19 protein-coding genes are annotated in these 21,415 nt (G+C 66.6%); 18 read left to right on the top strand and 1 reads right to left on the bottom strand.

Features of this window, described 5'->3' with window-relative positions; genetic code table 11:
* Window positions 1–9: 9 nt before the first annotated feature.
* From ASF98_RS15210 to nusB, 11 genes are all read left to right on the top strand, one after another.
* A complete protein-coding gene (locus tag ASF98_RS15210; protein WP_028269109.1) occupies window positions 10–240 on the top strand; it encodes a DUF6167 family protein in 231 nt (76 codons plus the stop codon).
* A gap of 112 nt (window positions 241–352) precedes the next feature.
* On the top strand, window positions 353–3,031 hold the full coding sequence (gene alaS, locus ASF98_RS15205) for an alanine--tRNA ligase (RefSeq protein WP_055803261.1): 2,679 nt from the start codon (window positions 353–355) through the stop codon (window positions 3,029–3,031).
* Window positions 3,032–3,038: 7 nt separating this feature from the next.
* Window positions 3,039–3,638 carry a Holliday junction resolvase RuvX gene (ruvX, locus tag ASF98_RS15200; RefSeq protein ID WP_055803259.1) on the top strand — a complete coding sequence of 200 codons (600 nt, stop codon included), beginning with the start codon at window positions 3,039–3,041 and terminating at the stop codon, window positions 3,636–3,638.
* A 170-nt stretch (window positions 3,639–3,808) separates the two neighbouring features.
* Window positions 3,809–5,344 (top strand): endolytic transglycosylase MltG, encoded by a 1,536-nt coding sequence (mltG, locus tag ASF98_RS15195; protein WP_082506890.1) that lies wholly within the window; start codon window positions 3,809–3,811, stop codon window positions 5,342–5,344.
* The gene (locus ASF98_RS15190) at window positions 5,341–6,201 is read left to right on the top strand and encodes a shikimate dehydrogenase (RefSeq protein ID WP_055803254.1); all 861 of its coding nucleotides are present in this window, start codon (window positions 5,341–5,343) and stop codon (window positions 6,199–6,201) included. The genes mltG and ASF98_RS15190 overlap by 4 nt, the downstream gene beginning before the upstream one ends.
* Window positions 6,202–6,227: 26 nt before the next feature.
* Complete coding sequence (aroC, locus tag ASF98_RS15185; RefSeq protein ID WP_028269114.1) at window positions 6,228–7,427, top strand: chorismate synthase; 1,200 nt, start codon at window positions 6,228–6,230, stop codon at window positions 7,425–7,427.
* A gap of 59 nt (window positions 7,428–7,486) precedes the next feature.
* A complete protein-coding gene (locus ASF98_RS15180; protein ID WP_055803709.1) occupies window positions 7,487–8,026 on the top strand; it encodes a shikimate kinase in 540 nt (179 codons plus the stop codon).
* Window positions 8,023–9,114, top strand: a complete 1,092-nt coding sequence (gene aroB / locus ASF98_RS15175) for a 3-dehydroquinate synthase (protein WP_055803251.1) — start codon at window positions 8,023–8,025, stop codon at window positions 9,112–9,114. The genes ASF98_RS15180 and aroB overlap by 4 nt, the downstream gene beginning before the upstream one ends.
* A gap of 14 nt (window positions 9,115–9,128) precedes the next feature.
* A complete protein-coding gene (locus ASF98_RS15170; protein ID WP_028269117.1) occupies window positions 9,129–9,647 on the top strand; it encodes a tetratricopeptide repeat protein in 519 nt (172 codons plus the stop codon).
* Between the two features lie 143 nt (window positions 9,648–9,790).
* Window positions 9,791–10,354 carry an elongation factor P gene (efp, locus tag ASF98_RS15165; protein ID WP_028269118.1) on the top strand — a complete coding sequence of 188 codons (564 nt, stop codon included), beginning with the start codon at window positions 9,791–9,793 and terminating at the stop codon, window positions 10,352–10,354.
* Window positions 10,354–10,764, top strand: coding sequence for a transcription antitermination factor NusB (nusB, locus tag ASF98_RS15160; RefSeq protein WP_028269119.1), 411 nt, complete (start codon window positions 10,354–10,356; stop codon window positions 10,762–10,764). The genes efp and nusB overlap by 1 nt, the downstream gene beginning before the upstream one ends.
* Before the next feature lie 127 nt (window positions 10,765–10,891).
* Here nusB and ASF98_RS15155 read toward each other — a convergent pair whose 3' ends face one another.
* Window positions 10,892–12,172, bottom strand: coding sequence for a PrsW family intramembrane metalloprotease (locus ASF98_RS15155; RefSeq protein WP_055803248.1), 1,281 nt, complete (start codon window positions 12,170–12,172; stop codon window positions 10,892–10,894).
* A 256-nt stretch (window positions 12,173–12,428) separates the two neighbouring features.
* On the opposite strand from ASF98_RS15155, the gene pyrR reads away from it, so the two are divergent.
* The 7 genes from pyrR to pyrF are packed head-to-tail and all read left to right on the top strand — an operon-like array spanning window position 12,429 to window position 21,372.
* Window positions 12,429–13,013, top strand: coding sequence for a bifunctional pyr operon transcriptional regulator/uracil phosphoribosyltransferase PyrR (gene pyrR, locus ASF98_RS15150; protein WP_028269121.1), 585 nt, complete (start codon window positions 12,429–12,431; stop codon window positions 13,011–13,013).
* The gene (locus ASF98_RS15145) at window positions 13,010–14,059 is read left to right on the top strand and encodes an aspartate carbamoyltransferase catalytic subunit (protein WP_055803244.1); all 1,050 of its coding nucleotides are present in this window, start codon (window positions 13,010–13,012) and stop codon (window positions 14,057–14,059) included. Before pyrR ends, ASF98_RS15145 begins: the two co-directional genes overlap by 4 nt.
* The gene (locus tag ASF98_RS15140) at window positions 14,059–15,441 is read left to right on the top strand and encodes a dihydroorotase (RefSeq protein WP_055803241.1); all 1,383 of its coding nucleotides are present in this window, start codon (window positions 14,059–14,061) and stop codon (window positions 15,439–15,441) included. Before ASF98_RS15145 ends, ASF98_RS15140 begins: the two co-directional genes overlap by 1 nt.
* A complete protein-coding gene (locus ASF98_RS15135) occupies window positions 15,441–15,962 on the top strand; it encodes a PH-like domain-containing protein (protein WP_028269124.1) in 522 nt (173 codons plus the stop codon). Before ASF98_RS15140 ends, ASF98_RS15135 begins: the two co-directional genes overlap by 1 nt.
* Complete coding sequence (carA, locus tag ASF98_RS15130) at window positions 15,943–17,214, top strand: glutamine-hydrolyzing carbamoyl-phosphate synthase small subunit (RefSeq protein ID WP_055803240.1); 1,272 nt, start codon at window positions 15,943–15,945, stop codon at window positions 17,212–17,214. The genes ASF98_RS15135 and carA overlap by 20 nt, the downstream gene beginning before the upstream one ends.
* Window positions 17,214–20,513 carry a carbamoyl-phosphate synthase large subunit gene (gene carB, locus ASF98_RS15125; protein ID WP_028269126.1) on the top strand — a complete coding sequence of 1,100 codons (3,300 nt, stop codon included), beginning with the start codon at window positions 17,214–17,216 and terminating at the stop codon, window positions 20,511–20,513. The genes carA and carB overlap by 1 nt, the downstream gene beginning before the upstream one ends.
* Window positions 20,506–21,372: an orotidine-5'-phosphate decarboxylase gene (pyrF, locus tag ASF98_RS15120; RefSeq protein WP_055803237.1), complete on the top strand. Its 867-nt coding sequence runs from the start codon at window positions 20,506–20,508 to the stop codon at window positions 21,370–21,372. The genes carB and pyrF overlap by 8 nt, the downstream gene beginning before the upstream one ends.
* Window positions 21,373–21,415 lie beyond the last annotated feature (43 nt).

Raw genomic sequence — 21,415 nt, 5'->3', positions numbered from 1 at the left:
GAGCACTCAATGAAAAGAATCCTCTGGATGGGAATCGGCGTCGCCATTGGCGTGATCGCCTTCCGCAAGATCACCGAGGCGCAGACCACCCTGGGGCCCGAAGGCCTCAACCGGGCCGTGGGCCGGCTGGCCGACGGCATCTACGATTTCGCCGACGCCGTCCGTGAAGGCATGCAGGAACGGGAAACCGACCTGAGGGCAGCCCTGGGCATCGAATCCCAGGACATGGTGCGGCGCTAGCCGCCGCTGCGGGAGAATTAAACGGGCAGTATCCGTTGTTCCGGTACTGGCCATCAGAATCAAACTGTCGCGCGGCAGAACGCGTGAACCAAGAAGGGTAAGTAACCAGGTTATGAAGTCGCAGGAGATCACCAAGCGCTGGATCGACTTTTTTGTCAGCAAAGGCCACACGGCGGTGCCTTCGGCGTCCCTGGTTTCCAGCGACCCCTCCCTGCTGTTCACGGTGGCCGGCATGGTCCCGTTCATTCCGTACCTGACGGCACGCGAAGAGGCGCCTTACAACCGGGCCACCAGCGTGCAGAAGTGCATCCGCACGGGTGACATCGAGGAAGTCGGCAAGACGGCACGGCACGGCACCTTCTTCCAGATGTGCGGCAACTTCTCCTTCGGCGACTACTTCAAGGAAGACGCCATCAAGTTCGCCTGGGAACTGCTCACCACGAGTGTTGCCGATGGCGGCTACGGCCTGCCGCCCGAGAAGCTGTGGGTTACCGTCTACGAAGAGGATGACGAAGCCGAGCAGCTGTGGCTCAAGAACACCGGCATGCCGGCAGAGCGGATCCAGCGGATGGGCAAGGCGGACAACTACTGGTCCACCGGCCAGCCCGGCCCGGCCGGTCCCTGCTCCGAGATCTACTACGACCGCGGCCCGTCCTATGGTGTCGAGGGCGGCCCCATCGCCGACGAGAACCGTTACGTGGAAATCTGGAACCTGGTGTTCATGCAGTACCAGATCGATAACGTCCGCTCGAAGGTGGACTTCGACATCACCGGCGAACTGCCTAAGAAAAACATCGACACCGGCCTCGGCATGGAGCGCCTCGCGATGATCCTGCAGGACGTCGAGAACATGTACGAGACCGATCAGGTCCGTCCCGTGATCGACCGGGCCGCGGCACTCTCCGGCCGGGAGTACACCTCGGCGGAATCCGCCGAGGACCCCCACCACACCGACGACGTCCGGATGCGTGTTGTTGCCGACCACATCCGCTCCTCGCTCATGCTGATCGCCGACGGCGTGACGCCCTCCAACGAGGGCCGTGGCTACGTGCTGCGCCGTCTCATCCGCCGTGCCGTGCGCTCCATGCGCCTCCTCGGCGTCGAAAAGGCCTGCCTGCCCGAGCTGTTGCCGGCCTCGCGGGACGCCATGAAGGGCGTCTACCCCGTAGTGGAGACCGACTTCGAACGCATCAGCCGCATCGCCTACGCCGAAGAGAAGGCGTTCCTGCGCACCATCGCGTCCGGCACCGCGCGCCTCGAGGACGCCGTGAAGGATTCCAAGGAAGCCGGCCGGCCGCTGTCCGGTGCCGATGCCTTTGCCCTGCACGACACCTACGGTTTCCCGATCGACCTGACCCTGGAAATGGCCGAAGAAGCCGGCCTCAAGGTTGACGAGCCCGAGTTCCGCAAGCTGATGCTCGAGCAGCGCCAGCGCGCCCAGGCCGACGCCAAGGGCAAGAAGGGGTCCCACGCCGACCTCAGCGCCTTCCAGGAGCTGCTGGCCGAGGGTGAGACGGTCTTTACCGGCTACACGGAGCTGGCCGGCGAATCGAAGGTCCGCGGCATTCTGTCCGGCGGCCGCAAGGTTTCCCAGGCCTCCACGGGCGACGAGATCGAACTCGTCCTCGCGGAGACCCCGTTCTATGCCGAGGCCGGCGGCCAGGCCGCCGACACCGGTCTGATCACGGGCGACGGATTCGTCGTCGAGGTCTTGGACGTCCAGCGTCCCGTCAAGGGATTGAGCGTGCACAAGGCGATCGTCCGCGAGGGTGAAATCGGCGCGGACTCGCTCGTGCAGGCCGCAGTGGACCGGGAGCGGCGCCACTCCGCAGAGCAGGCCCACACCGGAACGCACATCGTGCACGCGGCCCTGCACCAGATCCTCGGCCCGGAGGCCCTGCAGCGCGGTTCCTACAACAAGGCCGGCTACCTCCGCTTCGACTTCGCCTGGGGCGAGGGGCTCAGCGCCGCCACGCGCTCCGAGATCGAGGAAGTTTCCAACCTCGCCATCCGTAACAACTTCACCGTTGAGACCAAGGTCATGCAACTGGCAGAGGCCAAGGCCCTCGGCGCCATGGCGCTCTTCGGCGAGAACTACGGCAATGAAGTCCGCGTGGTGGAGATCGACGGCGCCTGGTCCCGTGAGCTTTGCGGCGGCACCCACGTGGCCAACACCTCGCTCATCGGCAGCCTGTCCCTGCTGGGCGATCAGTCGGTAGGGTCCGGAAACCGCCGCGTGGAGGCTTTTGTGGGAATGGAGGCGTTCCGGCACCTCGCCGCTGAGCGCGCCCTCGTCACGGAGCTCACCGAAATGCTGAAGGTACCCTCCGGCCTGCTGGCGGACCGCATCGCCACCACGCTGACCAAGCTCAAGACGGTTGAGAAGGAACTGGAGCGCCTGCGCAAGGAGCAGCTGACCGCTGCCGCGGCGCAGCTGGTCGGTACGGCCAAGGACGCTTCCGGAGTAAAGGTCATCGCGCACGACGCCGGACAGGTCAGCGGCGCTGACGACCTCCGCGGACTGGCCCTTGACCTGCGCAGCCGGCTGGGGTCCGAGGCAGCCGCCGTTGCAGTGGCCGGCGTGAGCAACGACCGTCCCGTCATCCTGGTCGCCACCAACGAGGAAGCCCGCGCAGCGGGTGTCAAGGCAGGGGCCCTTGTCCGGCTCGCGGCCGGGATCCTCGGCGGCGGCGGCGGAGGCAAGGACGACGTCGCCCAGGGCGGCGGCACCGACGCTTCGAAGGTGCCGGCGGCTCTTGCCGCCGTCGTGGACGCCATCACGAGGCGATAACCGAACCGTGAATGAATCTGCTGCACCCGACGCCTACCCCCGGGGCATCAAACTGGGGGTGGACGTGGGCACCGTCCGTGTGGGCGTTGCCGTCTGCGACCGCGACGGCATCCTTGCCACACCCTTGAAGACGCTCGAACGGAATGCCAAGAAGAACACGGACGTCCGGGTGCTGGCTGCCCTGGCGACAGAGCTGGGCGCCGTCCAGATTTTCGTTGGCCTGCCGCGCACGCTCAAGGGCGAAGAGCACGCTTCGGCCAGGATGGCTACGGACTACGCGGAACTTCTGGCCGGAGCCCTTGCGGGACTCGGGTCAGACATTCCGGTGCAGCTTATTGATGAGCGTTTGAGCACGGTGACGGCCCACCGCAACCTGCACGAAGCTGGCATGAGCAGCCGGAATCACCGTAAGGTGGTGGATCAGGTTGCCGCCGCAGGAATTCTGCAGCACGCGATCGACATGCAAAAAGCCAGGGGAACGGATGTTGGAAGCCGCGTGTTCGCGGTTTCGCAGACGGGGCTTTCGGGGGACGCCGCAGCGGGAAACGCTGAGCAGGCAGTCTCCGGAAACAATGTGCAATCTTCAGAAAATGGAAGGCTACAGTGAGCCCGGTCAACAGCGGCGAGTCCTCAGGTGAGGAATTCAGTGACTCCGGACGTCAACTGACGCGCAAGGAAATTCGTGCCAGGGAGAAATTCCTGACAACCGAAGGCAATGACGTCGTCCCACCGCAGGCGTTCGAGACACCCGGTGACGAGCCGCAGGTGCCGCCCGCCATGCCGGCGGAGCCGCCCACGGTGCAGCAGCAGGCGGTCCCGCTCCACGACGAACGTCCTGTGCACCCTGCGGCAGCAGTGCACCCCGAGGATGCCGTGCCCGCTGCGCCGCTCCACCACGAAGAGGCAGTGCACCCCGAGGAAGCCGCGCCCGCTGCGCCGCTCCACCACGAAGAGGCTGTGCACCCCGAAGGCTCCGCGGAGTTCGATGCACATGCCTACGACCCGCACACTGAGCTGCACCCGGAAGCCGGGCACCACGACGCCGGGCACCACGAGTATGTGGAGCACGGCTACGCAGAGCACGGTTACGCTGACAACGCCGCTTACGCAGGGCACCACGAGGACGAGGCACACCATGTCTACGACGACGCCGACGTCTATCCGCCCGCGGAGCACCACGAACATCACGCTGACGAACCCGGCCACCCGCTGATGGCCGGTGCCTCTTCCGTTGGCGTCGCCCCGGCCAAGTCCAAGAAGGTGCGCCGCCGCCGCCGCTGGCTGGCGCTCCTGCTGACGCTTGGGGTCTTCGTCACCGCCCTCGTGGTGGGCGCCCAGTTCTTGAAACCGCTGCTCGGCGCGGACACCATCGCCGATTACCCCGGACCCGGTGCAGGAGAAGTGAACGTGTCCGTGGAGCCCGGCGAAGGCACCAGGTCCGTTGCCACCAAGCTCCAGGACCAGAAGGTCGTGGCCAACGCAGACACCTTCCTGCGGGAGCTCACCGCTTCCGGCGGGACCATTGCTCCGGGGCAATTCCAGTTCCGCCAGGAAATGAAGAACTCCGACGCGGTGGCCGTCCTGCTGGGCAAGGGCGAGGGCAAAGTCATGTACTTCGCCCTGAGCGCGGGACTCCGGATTGGCGAGTCGTTGCAGGCAATTTCCCAGGGATCCGGAATCCCCGTCGCGGAGCTCAAGGCCCTGAGCGACTCCCCGGCGCAGTTCGGGCTGCCGGAGAAGGCCAAGAACCTGGAAGGCTACCTGGCCCCCGGTGAGCACCGGTTCCCGGTGGGGACGCCGGCCAAGGAGATCCTCCAGAAGCTCGTCACCGTTACGACTGACGAGCTGAAGGCGCAGGGAGTCACCGACCCCGCAAAACAGTACGACGTCGTCACGGTCGCCAGCATCGTCCAGGCCGAAGGCGGGCAGGCCGAGTACGGAGATGTTGCCGGCGCCATCTACAACCGGCTCAAGCCGAACAACACCGAGACGGCCGGCCTGATCCAGTCCGACGCCACGGTGACCTACGGGCTGGGAATCAAGAGCTTCCACATCGACGAGGCTCAGAAGGCCGATAAGTCGAACCCCTACAACACGTATGCCAACCAGGGTCTTCCGGTGGGACCCATCGGTTCACCGGGCAAGAACGCCATCGACGCGGCAGCGAAGCCAAAGGCCAACGAGTACATGTACTGGGTGACCATCAACCTGGACACCAAGGAGACGAAGTTCTCCAAGACGCTGGCTGAGCACAATGTGTATGTGGAGCAATACAACACCTGGTGCGCCGCCAATGCGGGACGCTGCACGTGACCCTGAAGGCTGCCGTCCTTGGGCATCCGATCGGCCATTCGAAGTCCCCGGCACTCCATCGGGCCGCGTACGCCCGCCTGGGCGTTGACGTGGCGTATTCCGCCATCGACGTGACCGTTCCTGAGCTTCCGGCATTCATGGCGGCCGTGCGCAACGAGCCAGGCTGGCGCGGACTGTCCGTCACCATGCCGCTCAAGACCGCCATGGTTTCCGAGGTTGACGAGGTCCGCGGAGTGGCAGGCATCCTGGGCGTGGTGAACACCGTGGTGTTTGAAGCCGAAGGCGGTTCCGTGCGCCGGGTCGGCTACAACACCGACGTCGCCGGCATCGTGAACGCCGTGCGGCATGCCGGCGTGGCCGCCGCACCGTCCGCGGTGGTCCTGGGCGGCGGCGGCACAGCTGCGGCTGCAGTCGCCGCGCTCAAGGACCTCGGCGCACCGTCTGCGGACATTTACGTACGCGACGTGCGGCGGGCGGCGGAAGCCCGGGCCGCGTCCGACGGCGTGGGCCTTCCGGTCCGTATCCTTCCACTGACCGGCGCGGCCGACGCAATGGCCGCCGCCGACGTCGTAATTTCCACCCTCCCTCCCCACGGGGCAGACGCCCTGGCGGAGCAGCTCGCGGGCCTCAGGACCCCGACTCCCGGGGTCCTGCTCGATGTCGCCTACGATCCCTGGCCCAGCCGGATTGCCTCCGTCTGGCAGCACGGGGGAGGATCCGTGGTTCCCGGCCTGGAGATGCTGCTGTACCAGGCGGTGGAGCAGGTGCGGTTTTTCAGCGGCCTCGGCGACGACGTCACGGCCGATGTCATAGATGTGATGTGTGACGCAGTCGGGGCACCCCGACGAGTGTTCTAACCGCCCTACGTGGCAGGATGGATTTTATGTTGCGTTGGTTGACTGCCGGTGAATCCCATGGCCCGGCACTGGTCGGAATAATTGAAGGCGTGCCTGCCGGTGTAGAACTCACCAGCAGCCAGATCGCCGATGCCCTGGCCCGTCGGCGCCTCGGCTACGGCCGCGGTGCCCGGATGAAGTTCGAGCAGGACGTCGTGACCGTGCTTGGCGGCGTCCGCCACGGCATCACGCAGGGCGGTCCCGTGGCCATCCAGGTGGGCAACACCGAATGGCCCAAATGGGAGCAGATCATGGCCGCGGACCCGGTGGCGCCGGAAATCCTCGCCGACCAGGCGCGCAACGCACCACTGACCAGGCCCCGCCCCGGACACGCGGACTTCACGGGAATGCAGAAGTACGGCTTCGACGAGGCCCGCCCCGTTCTGGAACGGGCCAGCGCCCGCGAAACCGCCACCCGCGTAGCACTCGGAACCGTGGCCGCGCAGTTCCTCAAGCAGCTGGGCATTGAGCTTGTCAGCCACACCGTCTCGATCGCCAGCGTGACCGTGCCCGAAGGACGGCCGTTGCCGGTTCCGGACAACGTCATTGCCCTTGATGCGGATCCGCTCCGCTGCTTCGACCGGGAAACCTCGGACGCCATGGTGGCCGAGGTCGACGCCGCGCACAAGGAAGGCGAAACCCTGGGCGGCGTGGTCGAGGTGCTGGCCTACGGCCTTCCCCCCGGACTTGGCAGCTACGTCCACTGGGACCGCCGCCTGGACTCCCGGCTTGCCGCTGCCCTCATGGGCATCCAGGCCATCAAGGGTGTGGAGGTGGGCGACGGGTTCCTTACCGCCTCGCGCCGCGGCTCCGCCGCGCACGACGAAATCGTCAAGGACTCCGACGGGCGGATCATCCGCACCAGCAACCGGGCGGGCGGCATCGAGGGCGGCATGAGCATCGGCGACGTCCTGCGCGTCCGTGCCGCGATGAAGCCTATTGCCACCGTTCCGCGCGCCCTGAAGACCATCGACGTGAGCACCGGCGAGGCCGCCAAGGCCCACCACCAGCGCTCTGACGTCTGTGCCGTCCCGGCCGCGGGCGTCGTGGCCGAGGCAATGGTGGCCCTGGTGCTCGCCGAGGCAGTGGCAGAAAAGTTCGGCGGAGATTCGGTCGCGGAGACCGCCCGCAACATCAAGGGTTACCTGGACAACATTCCGGCGTCCCTGGACTCGATCGGCCAGTAGTGCCGGGCAGCATCAGGCACGGCGCTGTGCCACGACGGCCCATCGCCCTCATCGGACCCATGGCGGTGGGAAAGTCGGCGATCGGCCACCAGCTTGCGCAGCAGCTCGGTGCGGCGTTCGTCGACACCGACGTCGTCATCGTGGAAAACCACGGCACCATCGCGGACATCTTCGCCGCCCGCGGCGAGACCGCGTTCCGGGAGATCGAAGCCCGGACCGTGGCGCGGGTCATCGAAGACGCCGGGAACGCCGCCACTGTCATTTCGCTCGGCGGGGGAGCCGTGCTTGACTCCGGCACCCAGCAGCTGCTCCGCCGCTGCACCGTGGTGTACCTCGAATGCGACGCCGACACGGTTTCCGAGCGGATTGCCCGGAATTCGGGCCGGCCGCTCCTGGCAGGTGACGCCATGGGCCGCTGGCGTGCACTGTTTGCCACCCGGCAGCCCGTGTACGAACGGCTTGCCGATCTCGTTTTCGATGTCCGCCACGGAACTGTCGCGGATCTCGGGCATCGGCTGGAAGAGGCGCTGCGTGAGTACGCGGCGGCACAGACCGCGGCGGCGGAGCCAGTGGCCGCAACAAAGGAAGTTGAAAAGTGAGTAGCGAATCAACCGTCATCAAAGTCACTGGCAAGTCTGCCGCTGACAACTACGACGTCGTTGTGGGCCGCGGCCTGCTCGAACGCCTTCCGGAGCTGCTGGGGGAGCGGGTCAAACGCGTCCTGGTCATCCACCCGCGGGCCCTGCGGCTCACCGGGGATACCGTCCGCGACGAACTGGCCTCGGCCGGATTCACCGCGCTGACAGCCGAAATCCCGGACGCCGAAGAGGGCAAGCACATCCAGGTGGCCGCCTTCTGCTGGCAGGTCCTCGGACAGAACGACTTCACCCGCTCCGACGCCGTGGTGGCTGTCGGCGGCGGCGCAGTCACGGACCTCGCCGGGTTCGTGGCCGCGACCTGGCTCCGCGGGGTCAAGGTCATCCACATGCCCACCAGCCTGCTTGGCATGGTGGACGCAGCCGTTGGCGGCAAGACCGGCATCAACACGGCCGAGGGCAAAAACCTGGTGGGCGCATTCCACCCGCCCGCGGCCGTACTCGCCGACCTTGACACCCTCAGCACGCTGCCCAGGAACGAGCTGATTTCGGGGATGGCCGAGGTCATCAAATGCGGCTTCATCGCAGACCCCGCCATCCTGGACCTGGTGGAAAAGGACCCGTCCGCCGTCACCGATCCGCAGTCGGCGATCCTCCGCGAGCTGATCGAACGGGCCATCGCAGTCAAAGCCGAAGTGGTGTCGGAGGATCTGAAGGAGACCGGCCGGCGGGAGTTCCTCAACTACGGGCACACGCTCGGACACGCGATCGAGCTCGTGGAACGGTACTCGTGGCGGCACGGCGCTGCCGTGTCTGTGGGCATGATGTTCGCCGCTGAACTCGCCCGCAGTGTGGGACGCCTCAGCGACGCTGATGCCGACCGTCACCGCGCCATCCTGGAATCTCTCGGACTGCCGATCACCTACCGCCGCGACCGGTGGCAGGGGCTGTTGGACGGCATGCGCCGGGACAAGAAGTCCCGTGGCGACCTGCTGCGGTTCGTCGTCCTCGACGGCGTTGCGCGGCCCGGAATCCTCGACGTTCCGGACACGTCCCTGCTGTTTGCCGCCTACCAGGAGATTGCCTCTTGATGACGACCGACGTCATGATTGATTCCATGGGCGGCACGAGCGAGTGGCCGGATGCGGGGTTCCCGGGTATCAAAATCAACCCGGACACGCTGATGCCGGGAATTGTCAACGAAGAAGTATGTAACCTGGCGCTGCAGGCATCGACCGACCCGGCGGACCGCATCATGGTCCTGCTCGCGGAAGGCCATGCCGCAGACGCCGCGGAGCTCCTCGCCGAGGCACGCTACAACGACCCCGAATCCTTCAGGCTGCGCACGTTTGAAGCCGAAGTCCTTCGCGTGTCCAAGCGTTTTGACCGGGCTGTGGACCTTTTCCGCCAGCTCTTGGGCGAAGTCCAGGGAACCGAGCTGGAGGCCCTGGCGCACCAGCACCTGGGGCGGGCCTACTATGCCGGCGGCAACACCGCAGCGGCCGTCGACGAGTTCGCCAAGGCCCTTGACCTGCGCGTCGCGGGATCTGCCGATGCAGCGCTGATCTACTCATCCACCGTCGCACTGCAACGGGCGCGGAACGTCCTGGAAATGTCGTCCTAGGGGCCCTCGCAGCAGCCCGCCCGCATTACCGGTAGAATGGTTCTTGGATTTTTGACAAACACTCGCTGGCAGCCTTTTGGCGTGCCTGCGTGACATAACCGGCTGGCGGCTTGAAGCGGTCAGATACAAACCAGAGGATACCAGTGGCAACCACAAACGACATCAAGAACGGAACCGTGCTGAAGCTTGAGGGCCAGCTCTGGAACATCATCGAGTTCCAGCACGTCAAGCCGGGCAAGGGCGGCGCGTTCGTCCGCACCAAGATGCGCAACGTCATGTCGGGCAAGGTGGTCGACAAGACCTTCAACGCCGGCCTCAAGATCGAGACTGCCACGGTTGACCGCCGCGACTACCAGTACCTGTACCAGGACGGCGCCGACTTCGTGTTCATGGACACCTCGGACTTCGACCAGCTCACCGTGTCCGCCGAGACCGTTGGCGACGCCACCAACTTCATGCTCGAGAACCAGATGGTGAACATTGCCATCCACGAAGGCACCCCGCTCTACATCGAACTGCCGCCGAGCGTCGTTCTCGAAATCACCTACACCGAGCCGGGCCTGCAGGGCGACCGCTCCTCGGCCGGCACCAAGCCCGCCACCCTCGAGACCGGCTACGAGATCCAGGTGCCGCTGTTCGTTGAGAACAACACCAAGGTCAAGGTCGACACCCGCGACGGCAGCTACCTCGGCCGGGTCAACGACTAGTGAGCGCCCGCGGTAAGGCCCGTAACCGGGCCCTGGATGTTCTTTTCGAGGCGGAGCAGCGCTCCCTCTCGGCTTTTGATGTGCTGCGGTCGCGGCGTGAAATAACCGACCAGATCGTCAACCCCTACACCCTTGAAATCGTTGAAGGCGTGGTCTCCCACCAGACCGCCATCGACGAATTCCTGGAGACCTACTCCCAGGGCTGGACGCTGGAACGCATGCCGTCCGTGGACCGCATCATCCTGCGCATCGGTACGTGGGAACTGCTCTATAACGACGACGTTCCCGACGGCGTGGCTGTCAGTGAAGCTGTGGCCCTGGCCAAGACGCTGTCCACGGACGAGTCGCCGTCGTTCATCAACGGCCTCCTGGGCCGGCTGCAGCAGCTGAAGCCTTCGCTGCTGGCGTAGTCGCCCGGTGCCTGGCTGCGGTCGTAACCGCAGCGTGTCACCAATGGAAAGGACCGGTCCCCGCCAAAAGGCGGGGGCCGGTCTTTTTCGTTTCCGCCCAGCCTGTTTCCGCCCAGCTGGCGACCGCTCAGCGAAGCACGGCGTCCCGCCGCGCCGAGATTTCCGCGAGCTGGCGGTGCTCGTCGAGCTGGTGTGCGGGAACGTCCCGGCCGCTGAGGATCCGCTGCCGGATGAAGGCAAGCTGCGTGGCCGCGTGCAGGAAGGCCTTCATCTGTTGCCCCCGGCCGAACTGCTTCGCCCAGCGGACCGCTGCACGGCGGCCGCCGGCGGTCGCGAGCATGTCCACTTCCGGCGGCGTGAACCACCCCGCGGCCGCATATTCCAGGAGCCGCTGGCGCGTCAGCCGGTTCTCCGCCACGCGCAGCAGGACTATCACGATGACGGCCAGGACGAAGATGGGCACCTGGACCACGATGTACTGCAGCAGGAAGTCCTGGCCCATGCTGTTCCACATGCTGTGCAGCAACATGGCCGGGACCAGGCCGGCGAAGAACGCCACGACAGACATCCCGGTGTGCCAGCGGCGCGCCGCAAAGCCGAGGATCAGCCCCGTGGTCCCGGTAAAGATGGCGTGGGCGAAGGGGGACATCACGCCCCGCAGGAAGAAGACAACCGCGAGGTCCGCGCCCGGAGTGCTGGACTCGGCGATGGCCCGGCCGAAATAGAGGATGTTTTCAGTGAAGGCAAAGCCGCCGGCGATCGTGAAAGCGAACACCACACCGTCCACTGGTCCGTCGAAGTGCTTCCGCGCCAGCAGCAGGAGCAGAAGCAGGCCCAGGGACTTCGCGAATTCCTCCACCACCGGGGCCTGGACCGTGACGGCAAACGTCCTGTAGTCCATGCCGGCGGGCGGCGCCGCGGCCAGTGCAAAGAACGGCTGGATCAGCAACGTGACGGAAATGGACACCACTGCGCCCCAGAGGAAGGCGAACAGCAGCAGGCGTTTCGGCTCGGGTTCCCAGCGGTCAATAAGGTAGACGGCCAGAAGAACGGCGCCCAGTGGAATCAGGGAGGCGATGAAGCCGATTACGAACCCGGTGACGCCGGTGTTGCCCACCAGGTACGGGAGGACCAGGAAGAGGCTTGCGAAGGCCAGGAAACCGCCGCCGCCCACAAGGCCTGCCACCCCCGCACTCGAACGTTTGCGCACGGCGGCCGGCGGCATGACAGTGGTCACCGCAGGCGCGTTGTTGTTCGCGGGTGCCGCACGGTAGAGGTCGGGACGGACCTGGCCCATCCAGGTGGGGTTGGTCTGCTGCGGCAGGTCCCGCCCGGGCCATGGGGGCTGCTGCCCGTTTCCACGGCCGCCGGACGGATCGTGCTGCGGCCAAGGCGCGTTCGATGTCATGAGATTGAGCCTATGTCCCGCCAACCGCCGCATCCAAGGCCGGCTTTGGTGCGGCGGCGGCGGACTGGAGGCAACCATAGGCAACACCGTGCCGGCGACCAGCCCCGGGCAGCCTCACCGGCCGGCGGATGTGATGTTAAACGCTCTCCGCGCGCCCGGCGGGCAGCCGGGCCGGGATGGCGCGTGTGGTAATTTTGAAGGGCAAATGTTCCTTTTTTAATTCCGTCCCGTGAGGCGGGGAAAGGGGAGACGAGCGTTGACATCAGTCACAGAAGCACCGGTTCCGGCCAGGGTTGTACTCAACTCTGCGGACATTGACCGTGCACTCACTCGTATCGCCCATGAGATCCTCGAGGCCAACAAGGGTTCCCAGGATCTGGTGCTGCTGGGCATTCCGCGCCGCGGCTATCCGCTGGCCGTGCGCCTGGCCAAGAAAATCGCCGCCGCCGATCCCACCGTGGATGCCGCCGCCATCGTGGGCCAGCTGGACGTCACCATGTTCCGGGACGACCTCTCCCACCAGCCCACGCGGCCGCCCTATCCCACGCAACTGCCCCGAACCGGCATCGACAACAAGGTCGTCGTGCTGATCGATGACGTCCTCTACTCCGGCCGGACCATCCGCGCGGCACTGGATGCCATCGTCGACCTGGGCCGCCCGCGCATCGTCCGGCTCGCGGTCATGATCGACCGCGGACACCGTGAACTTCCGATCCGGGCCGACCACGTCGGAAAGAACCTCCCCACGTCCTCCTCCGAAAAAGTCCGGGTCCGGCTTGAAGAGACCGATTCCGTTGACGGCACACCGGTCAACGAAGTGGTCATCGAGGCAGGCGCATGAAGCACCTGCTTTCCACCGAAGACCTCAGCCTGGCCAACGCCATCCGCATCCTCGACACGGCCGAGGAGATGGCCGCGGTGGGGGAACGCGAGGTCAAGAAGCTCCCGGCCCTGCGGGGCCGCACCGTGGTGAACCTGTTCTTCGAGGACTCCACCCGCACGCGCATCTCCTTCGAGGCCGCCGCGAAGCGGCTGTCGGCGGACGTCATCAACTTTGCTGCCAAGGGATCCTCCGTCTCCAAGGGCGAATCCCTCAAAGACACGGCGCAGACGCTGGCCGCCATGGGGGCAGACGCCGTCGTCATCCGCCACTGGGCCTCCGGTGCGCCGCACCGGCTGGCCGCCACGGACTGGATCGACGCCGCCGTCATCAACGCCGGTGACGGCACCCACGAACACCCCACCCAGGCGCTGCTGGATGCCTTCACCATGCGGCGGCACTGGGCGCAGCTCCACGGGACGCCGTCCGCCGGGGCTGACCTGAAGGGCATGCGGGTGGCCATCGCCGGTGATGTCCTGCACTCCCGGGTGGCCCGGTCGAACGTCTGGCTGCTCCGCACGCTCGGCGCGGAAGTCACGCTGGTGGCGCCGCCCACGCTGCTGCCCATCGGCGTCGGACAGTGGCCCTGCAGCGTCAGCTACGACATGGACGAAACCCTGGCGAAGGGCGTGGACGCCGTGATGATGCTGCGCGTCCAGGGCGAACGGATGAACGCCTCGTTCTTCCCCACAACGCGTGAATACTCCCGCCGCTGGGGCTTCGACGACAACCGCCTCCGGGCCCTGGACACCCTGGGACTGAAGGACACCATCATCATGCACCCCGGCCCCATGAACCGGGGCCTTGAAATATCGTCCGCCGCCGCGGACTCTCCCCGTTCCACCGTGCTGGCACAGGTCCGCAACGGCGTATCCGTCCGGATGGCCGCCCTGTACCTGCTGCTGTCCGGGGACACCCGGGAAGCGGCAGCCACCGCCTCTTCCGGCACAGCCTCTTCCAGCACCGCATATTCCAACGCCGCCCATTCCACCAAGGAGAGCCACTGATGGCACACGAACAACAGGATGCAGCCCGCACCGGGTCATACCTCATCCGCGGCGCGGCGATTCTCGGCGGCGCAGCCCAGGACCTCCTGATCCGCGACGGCATCATCACCGGACGCGGCACCGACCTGGCCGGCAGCGACGCGGCTGACGGCGCCACCGTCATCGAAGCCGCCGGCCTGGTGGCACTGCCCGGCATGGTGGACATCCACACGCACCTCCGCGAACCCGGACGGGAAGACGCCGAAACGGTGGAGACCGGCACCCGCGCCGCCGCCCTCGGCGGCTACACGGCCGTGCACGCCATGGCCAACAGCAACCCCGTCGCGGACACCGCAGGCGTGGTGGAACAGGTGCACACCCTGGGACGCGCCGCCGGCTGGGTGGACGTCCGTCCCGTGGGCGCGGTCACCGTAGGCCTCGCCGGCGAACAGCTGGCCGAGCTCGGCGCCATGGCCGATTCCCGCGCCAAGGTGCGGGTGTTCTCCGATGACGGCATCTGCGTCCACGACCCCGTGCTGATGCGCCGGGCCCTCGAATACGTCAAGGCGTTCGACGGCGTGGTGGCCCAGCACGCCCAGGAACCCCGGCTCACCGCCGGCGCCCAGATGAACGAAGGCGACGTCTCGGCAGTTCTCGGACTGACGGGCTGGCCCGCCGTCGCCGAGGAAAGCATCATCGCCCGTGACGTCCTGCTGGCCCAGCACGTCGGGTCCAGGCTGCACGTCTGCCACGTCTCCACGGCAGGTTCGGTCGAGATCATCCGCTGGGCCAAGGCCCGCGGCATCAACGTCACTGCCGAAGTGACTCCGCACCACCTCCTCCTGACCGACGAACTTGTCCGCAGCTACGATCCCGTCTACAAGGTGAACCCGCCGCTGCGCACGGACTCCGACGTCCAGGCGCTCCGCGCGGCCCTGGCAGACGGCACCATCGACGTCGTCGGCACGGACCACGCCCCGCACCCGAGCGAACACAAGGAATGCGAATGGGCGCAGGCGGCCATGGGCATGACCGGCCTGGAAACCGCACTGTCCGTGGTGCAGGCGACCATGATCGAGACCGGCCTCATGGGCTGGGAGGACTTCGCCCGGGTCACCTCCACCGCTCCCGCCGTCATCGGACGGGTGGCGGACCAGGGACGTCCGCTGGAGGTGGGCGAACCCGCGAACGTCATACTGGTGGACCCGGCTGCGCGCTGGACCGTGGACCCTTCTAAGATGGCAACCATGGGCCGTAACTCTCCGTTCGCCGGAAGGGAACTCCCGGGCAAGGTTGTGGCGACGTTCTTCAAGGGTCATCCCACCGTCCTGAACGGCGAGCTCAATACCCCGTACCGTCACGGATCCCACCCGGAAACAACCGGTCCGGCGGGCGCCAACTGATGGACAACAAAGCCCTCACCCTGGTCATCACGCTGCCGCTCATCGCGCTCGTGCTGGCCATGATCGGCGCCGGCTGGCGGAGCCGCCTGCGGCGCCAGTCCGACGTCGAACAGTTGCCTGCGGTGCCGGCGGAACTGAGCCTGCCGCTTGCCGCGGCCGACGGCCAGTACGTCGCCACCACCACGGCGGGGGACTGGCTGGACCGCATTGCCGTTCAAGGCCTGGGAATCCGCACCAACGCCGAACTGACCGTCCACCCCGAAGGCGTGCTGTTCGAGCGGTCAGGTGCCGGACCGGTCTTCATCCCGGCCGGCAGGCTCACCGGAGTCCGGCAGGACAGCGGCATGGCCGGCAAGTTCGTCGAGAAAGACGGACTCCTGGTGCTCAGCTGGACACTGGGCGGCCGTGAACTGGACACCGGATTCCGGACCCGGCGCGCCGCCGACAAACCGGCCATCCTCGACGCCTTTCAAGAATTGATCTCCGCAGCCCCTCAGGCAGATGCCGATAGTGGAAAGTAACAACGTGACAGAAACCCAAGTAACAGCAAACGCAGATACTGCACCTGAACAGGGAACGTCGGCGCCCGCCGTGCTGGTGCTCGAGGACGGCCGCTTCTTCCGCGGCAGCAGCTACGGCGCCACCGGCACCGCCCTGGGCGAGGCGGTCTTCGCCACCGGCATGACCGGCTACCAGGAGACCATCACCGATCCCTCCTACGCCCGTCAGCTGGTGGTCCAGACGGCACCGCACATCGGCAACACCGGCGTCAACGCCGACGACGCCGAGTCCCGCCGCATCTGGGTGGCCGGCTACATTGTCCGCGACGCTGCGCGCCGGCCCTCCAACTGGCGCTCCGAGCGGTCCCTCGACGACGAACTCGTGGAACAGGGCATTGTGGGCATCCAAGGCGTCGACACCCGGGCCATCACCCGGCACCTGCGCGAACACAAGACCATGCGCGCCGGGATCTTCTCCGGCGACGCGGCCCGGGCCACGGACAAAGAACTGCTCGACGCCGTACTGGCCAGCGCGCCGATGGAAGGCGCCCGCCTCGCCGAGGAAGTCAGTGTTGACGAGGCCTACATCGTGGAACCGAAGGACTGGGGCTGGGACGGCGAGCCGCGCTTCAGCATCGCCGCAATCGACCTCGGCATCAAGCGCATGACCCCCATCCGCTTCGCCGAGCGCGGCGTCCGCGTCCATGTCCTGCCGGCGACGGCCACCCTGGCCGACGTGAAAGCGGTCAACCCGGACGGATTCTTCATGTCCAACGGTCCGGGCGACCCCGCCACGGCCGACAACCAGGTCAAGCTGCTCCGCTCGGTGCTGGACGAGAAACTTCCGTACTTCGGCATCTGCTTCGGCAACCAGATCCTGGGCCGGGCCCTCGGCTTCGGCACGTACAAGCTCCGCTACGGCCACCGCGGCATCAACCAGCCCGTGATGGACCGCCGCACCGGCAAGGTGGAGATCACCTCGCAGAACCACGGCTTTGCCGTGGACGCCCCGCTCGACGGCGCCACCCAGGCCCCCGAGGAACGGTTCGGCCGCGTCGAGGTCAGCCATGTGAGCCTCAACGACGACGTCGTGGAAGGCCTTTCCTGCCTGGACATCCCCGCCTTCTCGGTTCAGTACCACCCGGAAGCCGCCGCCGGGCCGCACGATGCCGCCTACCTTTTTGACCGCTTCATCGAGCTGATGGCGGACACCAAGAAGGCTGCCGCCGACTCCAAAACTTCCACCGAATCCAAGACTGAGGACAAGAAGTAATGCCCAAGAGAACTGACCTTAAGAGCGTCCTGGTCATCGGTTCCGGTCCGATCGTGATCGGCCAGGCCGCCGAGTTCGACTATTCCGGCACCCAGGCTCTCCGCGTCCTCAAGGAGGAAGGCCTGCGCGTTATCCTGGTCAACTCCAACCCGGCCACCATCATGACGGACCCCGAGTTCGCCGATGCCACCTACGTGGAGCCCATCACCCCCGAGGTGGTGGAAAAGATCATCGCCAAGGAACGGCCGGATGCGGTCCTGCCCACCCTGGGCGGCCAGACGGCCCTCAACACCGCCATCGCGCTGGACAAGAACGGCGTGCTCGAAAAGTACAACGTGGAACTGATCGGCGCGAACATCGCCGCGATCGAACTCGGCGAAGACCGCGAAAAGTTCAAGGGCGTTGTGGAACGCTGCGGTGCGGAGTCCGCCCGCAGCCACATCATCCACACCATCGACGAGGCCCTGAAGGCCGCCGAAGACCTCGGCTACCCGATGGTCGTCCGGCCTTCCTTCACCATGGGCGGCCTTGGCTCCGGCCTGGCCTACGACGAGGGCGACCTCCGCCGGATCGTCGGCCAGGGCCTGCAGTACAGCCCCACCAGCGAGGTGCTGCTCGAAGAGAGCATCCTCGGCTGGAAGGAATACGAGCTCGAGATGATGCGGGACAAGAACGACAACGTGGTGGTTGTCTGTTCCATCGAGAACTTCGACCCCGTGGGCGTGCACACCGGAGACTCCATCACGGTGGCTCCCGCCCTGACCCTCACGGACCGCGAATACCAGCGCCTGCGCGACATCTCCATCGCGGTCATCCGTGAAGTGGGCGTGGACACCGGCGGCTGCAACATCCAGTTCGCCGTCGAACCGGACACGGGACGCGTCGTCGTCATCGAAATGAACCCGCGCGTCTCCCGGTCCTCGGCGCTGGCCTCGAAGGCCACGGGGTTTGCGATTGCCAAGATCGCCACCAAACTGTCCCTGGGCTACACCCTGGATGAGATCCCGAACGACATCACGCAGAAGACCCCGGCGTCGTTCGAACCGACGCTCGACTACGTCGTGGTCAAGGTTCCGCGGTTCGCGTTTGAGAAGTTCCCGGCAGCGGACCCGACCCTCACCACCACCATGAAGTCGGTGGGCGAGGCCATGGCCATGGGCCGCAACTTCACCGAGGCACTGCAGAAGGCGCTCCGCTCCCTCGAGCAGAAGGGCTCGCAGCTGGACTTCAGCCACGTTCCCGAATGGGAAGTCCCGGAGCTGATCGAAAAGTCCAAGCGGCCCACCACCGAACGCCTGCACCAGGTGCAGCGCGCCCTGCTGGGCGGCGCCACGGTGGAGCAACTCTTCGAAGCCACCAAGATCGACCCGTGGTACCTGGACCAGCTCCAGCTGCTGAACGAGATCTCGCAGGAAATCCGCAAGTCCACCGCCCTGACCCAGGAGATGCTGCAGCGCGCCAAGCGCCACGGCTTCTCCGACGAGCAGATCGGCGCCCTCACCAACAACCAGGAGGCCGTGGTCCGCGGCGTCCGCCAGGCGCTGGGCATCCGCCCGGTCTACAAGACCGTGGACACCTGCGCCGCCGAGTTCGCCGCCTACACCCCGTACCACTACTCGTCCTACGACGAGGAGGACGAGGTGGCGCTGCACTCCAAGCCGTCCATCATCATCCTGGGTTCGGGCCCCAACCGCATCGGCCAGGGCATCGAGTTCGACTACTCCTGCGTGCATGCCTCCATGGCGCTCCGCAAAGCCGGCTACGAGACCGTCATGGTCAACTGCAACCCGGAAACCGTCTCTACCGACTACGACGTCTCCACGCGCCTCTACTTCGAACCGCTGACCCTCGAGGACGTCCTTGAAGTCATCGCGGCGGAGGAGCGCACCGGCGGCGTCATGGGCGTGTTCGTCCAGCTCGGCGGCCAGACCCCGCTCAAGCTCGCCCAGCAGCTGGCCGACGCGGGCGTGCCGATCCTCGGCACGTCACCGGAAGCGATCGACCTCGCCGAACACCGCGGCGCATTCTCCCGCGTGCTGGACGAGGCCGGGCTCATCTCGCCCAAGAACGGCACCGCAGTGTCCTTCGAGGACGCCAAAAAGATCGCCGACGAAATCGGCTACCCGGTCCTGGTCCGCCCGTCCTACGTGCTGGGCGGACGCGGCATGGAGATCGTCTACGACGAGCCCAACCTCTCCCGCTACATCGCCAACGCCACCGAGATCACCACCGAACACCCGGTGCTGATCGACCGGTTCCTGGAAGACGCCGTCGAAATCGACGTCGACGCCCTCTACGACGGAACCGAAATGTACCTCGGCGGCATCATGGAGCACATCGAAGAGGCCGGCATCCACTCCGGCGACTCCGCCTGTGTGCTGCCTCCGATCACGCTCGGCAACAACGTGATCGAGCGCGTACGCACCGCCACCCTGGCCATCGCCGAGGGCGTCGGCGTCCGCGGCCTCATCAACATCCAGTTCGCCCTGGCCTCCGACGTCCTGTACGTCCTCGAAGCCAACCCGCGGGCCTCTCGCACGGTGCCCTTCGTCTCCAAGGCCACGGGCGTGCAGATGGCCAAGGCCGCCGCGCTGATCGGCACCGGCGTGACCATCAACCAGCTCCGCAGCGCCTACAAGATGCTGCCGGAAACCGGTGACGGCTCCACCCTGCCGTTCGACGCACCCGTCTCGGTCAAGGAAGCCGTGCTGCCCTTCAGCCGCTTCCGTACCCCGGAGGGCAAGGTTGTGGACTCCCTCCTCGGCCCGGAAATGCGCTCCACCGGCGAAGTCATGGGCATCGACAAGCACTTCGACACGGCCTTCGCCAAGAGCCAGGCGGCCGCCAACAACGCGCTGCCCACCGAAGGGAAGATCTTCGTCTCCGTGGCCAACCGGGACAAGCGCTCGGTCATCATGGGCGTCAAGCGCCTCTCCGACCTCGGCTTCGAGATCGTCTCCACCGGCGGCACCGCGGACGTCCTGCGCCGCAACGGCATCCAGGCCACGCCGGTCCGCAAGGTCGCCGAAGGCAGCAGCGCCGAAGGGGAAGGCACCATCGCCGACCTCATCATCGCCGGCGAGATCGACATGGTCTTCAACACGCCGTCCGGCGGAGAAGCCCGCATCGACGGCTACGAACTGCGCGCGGCGGCAACGTCCATCGGCATTCCGTGCATCACCACGGTGGCCGAGTTCAACGCGGCCGTCCAGGCGATCGAAGCATTGCGCACCTACGAATGGTCGGTGACCAGCCTGCAGGAGCACGCTGAGAACCTGAAGGCCCTGCAGAATGGCTGAGCAAGCGGCAGCAATGACGGCCGGCCGGGAGTCCTTCGGCTCCCGGCTCGGCCGGGCCATGGCGGACCGCGGTCCGCTGTGCGTGGGGATCGATCCGCACCCGGCGCTGCTGAAGGCCTGGGGGCTGAACGACGACGCCGCCGGCCTGGAGCGCTTCTCGCTCACGGTCGTGGAGGCAGTGGGTTCGCTCGCTGCCGCCGTGAAGCCGCAGGTGGCCCTCTACGAACGCCACGGCTCGGCCGGCATGGCCGTGCTGGAACGCACCCTCGCAGCGTCTGCCGATGCGGGCGTGCTGACCATCGCCGACGCCAAGCGCGGGGACATCGGCTCCACCATGGCAGCCTACGCCGACGCCTGGCTCCGGGACGGCTCTTCGCTGGCCGCGGATTCGGTGACCCTGAGCCCCTACCTGGGCTTCGAGTCGCTGCGCCCGGCCCTGGACCTTGCGGCAGAATACGGCCGCGGCGTCTTTGTCCTGGCCCTGACGTCCAACCCGGAAGGTGCCTCCGTCCAGCACGTCGGCGGCGCGGATTCCGTGGCCCGCCGGATCACCGAGGCGGCGGCTGCTGAAAATCTCCGCTATACGGGCGCGCTGGGCTCTGTGGGCCTGGTGGTTGGCGCCACTGTGGGTGGAGCGCTGGCGGACCTGCAACTGGACCTGGCGGCGGTACGCGGAATCATCCTCGCGCCGGGGCTCGGCGCCCAGGGCGCCACGGCCGCGGATCTGCGGGCAACGTTCGGTGCCGCCTATTCGCAGGTCCTGGGCACCTCAAGCCGGGACATCCTCTCCGGAGGGCCCTCCGTTGGCGGACTCCGGGAGGCCGCCCTGCGCACCTTGGAGCCCCTGCTGACCAGCTGATCCATCGATTTTCGCGTCCATTGATTTCTGCGCCAGGCAAAGG

It is taken from the genome of Arthrobacter sp. Leaf337, assembly GCF_001423745.1.
Classification (GTDB): domain Bacteria; phylum Actinomycetota; class Actinomycetes; order Actinomycetales; family Micrococcaceae; genus Arthrobacter.
Note: the sequence above shows the minus strand (reverse complement) of the source record. Positions and strands in the feature narration are given on the sequence as shown.

Coding starts and splice junctions, on each gene's coding strand:
- carB (WP_028269126.1), top strand. CDS start 17,214: ATGCCCAAGAGAACTGACCTTAAGAGCGTCCTGGTCATCGGTTCCGGT.
- carA (WP_055803240.1), top strand. CDS start 15,943: ATGCCGATAGTGGAAAGTAACAACGTGACAGAAACCCAAGTAACAGCA.
- ASF98_RS15155 (WP_055803248.1), bottom strand. CDS start 12,172: ATGACATCGAACGCGCCTTGGCCGCAGCACGATCCGTCCGGCGGCCGT.
- ASF98_RS15170 (WP_028269117.1), top strand. CDS start 9,129: ATGATTGATTCCATGGGCGGCACGAGCGAGTGGCCGGATGCGGGGTTC.
- ASF98_RS15180 (WP_055803709.1), top strand. CDS start 7,487: ATGGCGGTGGGAAAGTCGGCGATCGGCCACCAGCTTGCGCAGCAGCTC.
- pyrF (WP_055803237.1), top strand. CDS start 20,506: ATGGCTGAGCAAGCGGCAGCAATGACGGCCGGCCGGGAGTCCTTCGGC.
- ASF98_RS15145 (WP_055803244.1), top strand. CDS start 13,010: ATGAAGCACCTGCTTTCCACCGAAGACCTCAGCCTGGCCAACGCCATC.
- ASF98_RS15135 (WP_028269124.1), top strand. CDS start 15,441: ATGGACAACAAAGCCCTCACCCTGGTCATCACGCTGCCGCTCATCGCG.
- ASF98_RS15210 (WP_028269109.1), top strand. CDS start 10: ATGAAAAGAATCCTCTGGATGGGAATCGGCGTCGCCATTGGCGTGATC.
- aroC (WP_028269114.1), top strand. CDS start 6,228: ATGTTGCGTTGGTTGACTGCCGGTGAATCCCATGGCCCGGCACTGGTC.
- ASF98_RS15140 (WP_055803241.1), top strand. CDS start 14,059: ATGGCACACGAACAACAGGATGCAGCCCGCACCGGGTCATACCTCATC.
- alaS (WP_055803261.1), top strand. CDS start 353: ATGAAGTCGCAGGAGATCACCAAGCGCTGGATCGACTTTTTTGTCAGC.
- mltG (WP_082506890.1), top strand. CDS start 3,809: ATGCCGGCGGAGCCGCCCACGGTGCAGCAGCAGGCGGTCCCGCTCCAC.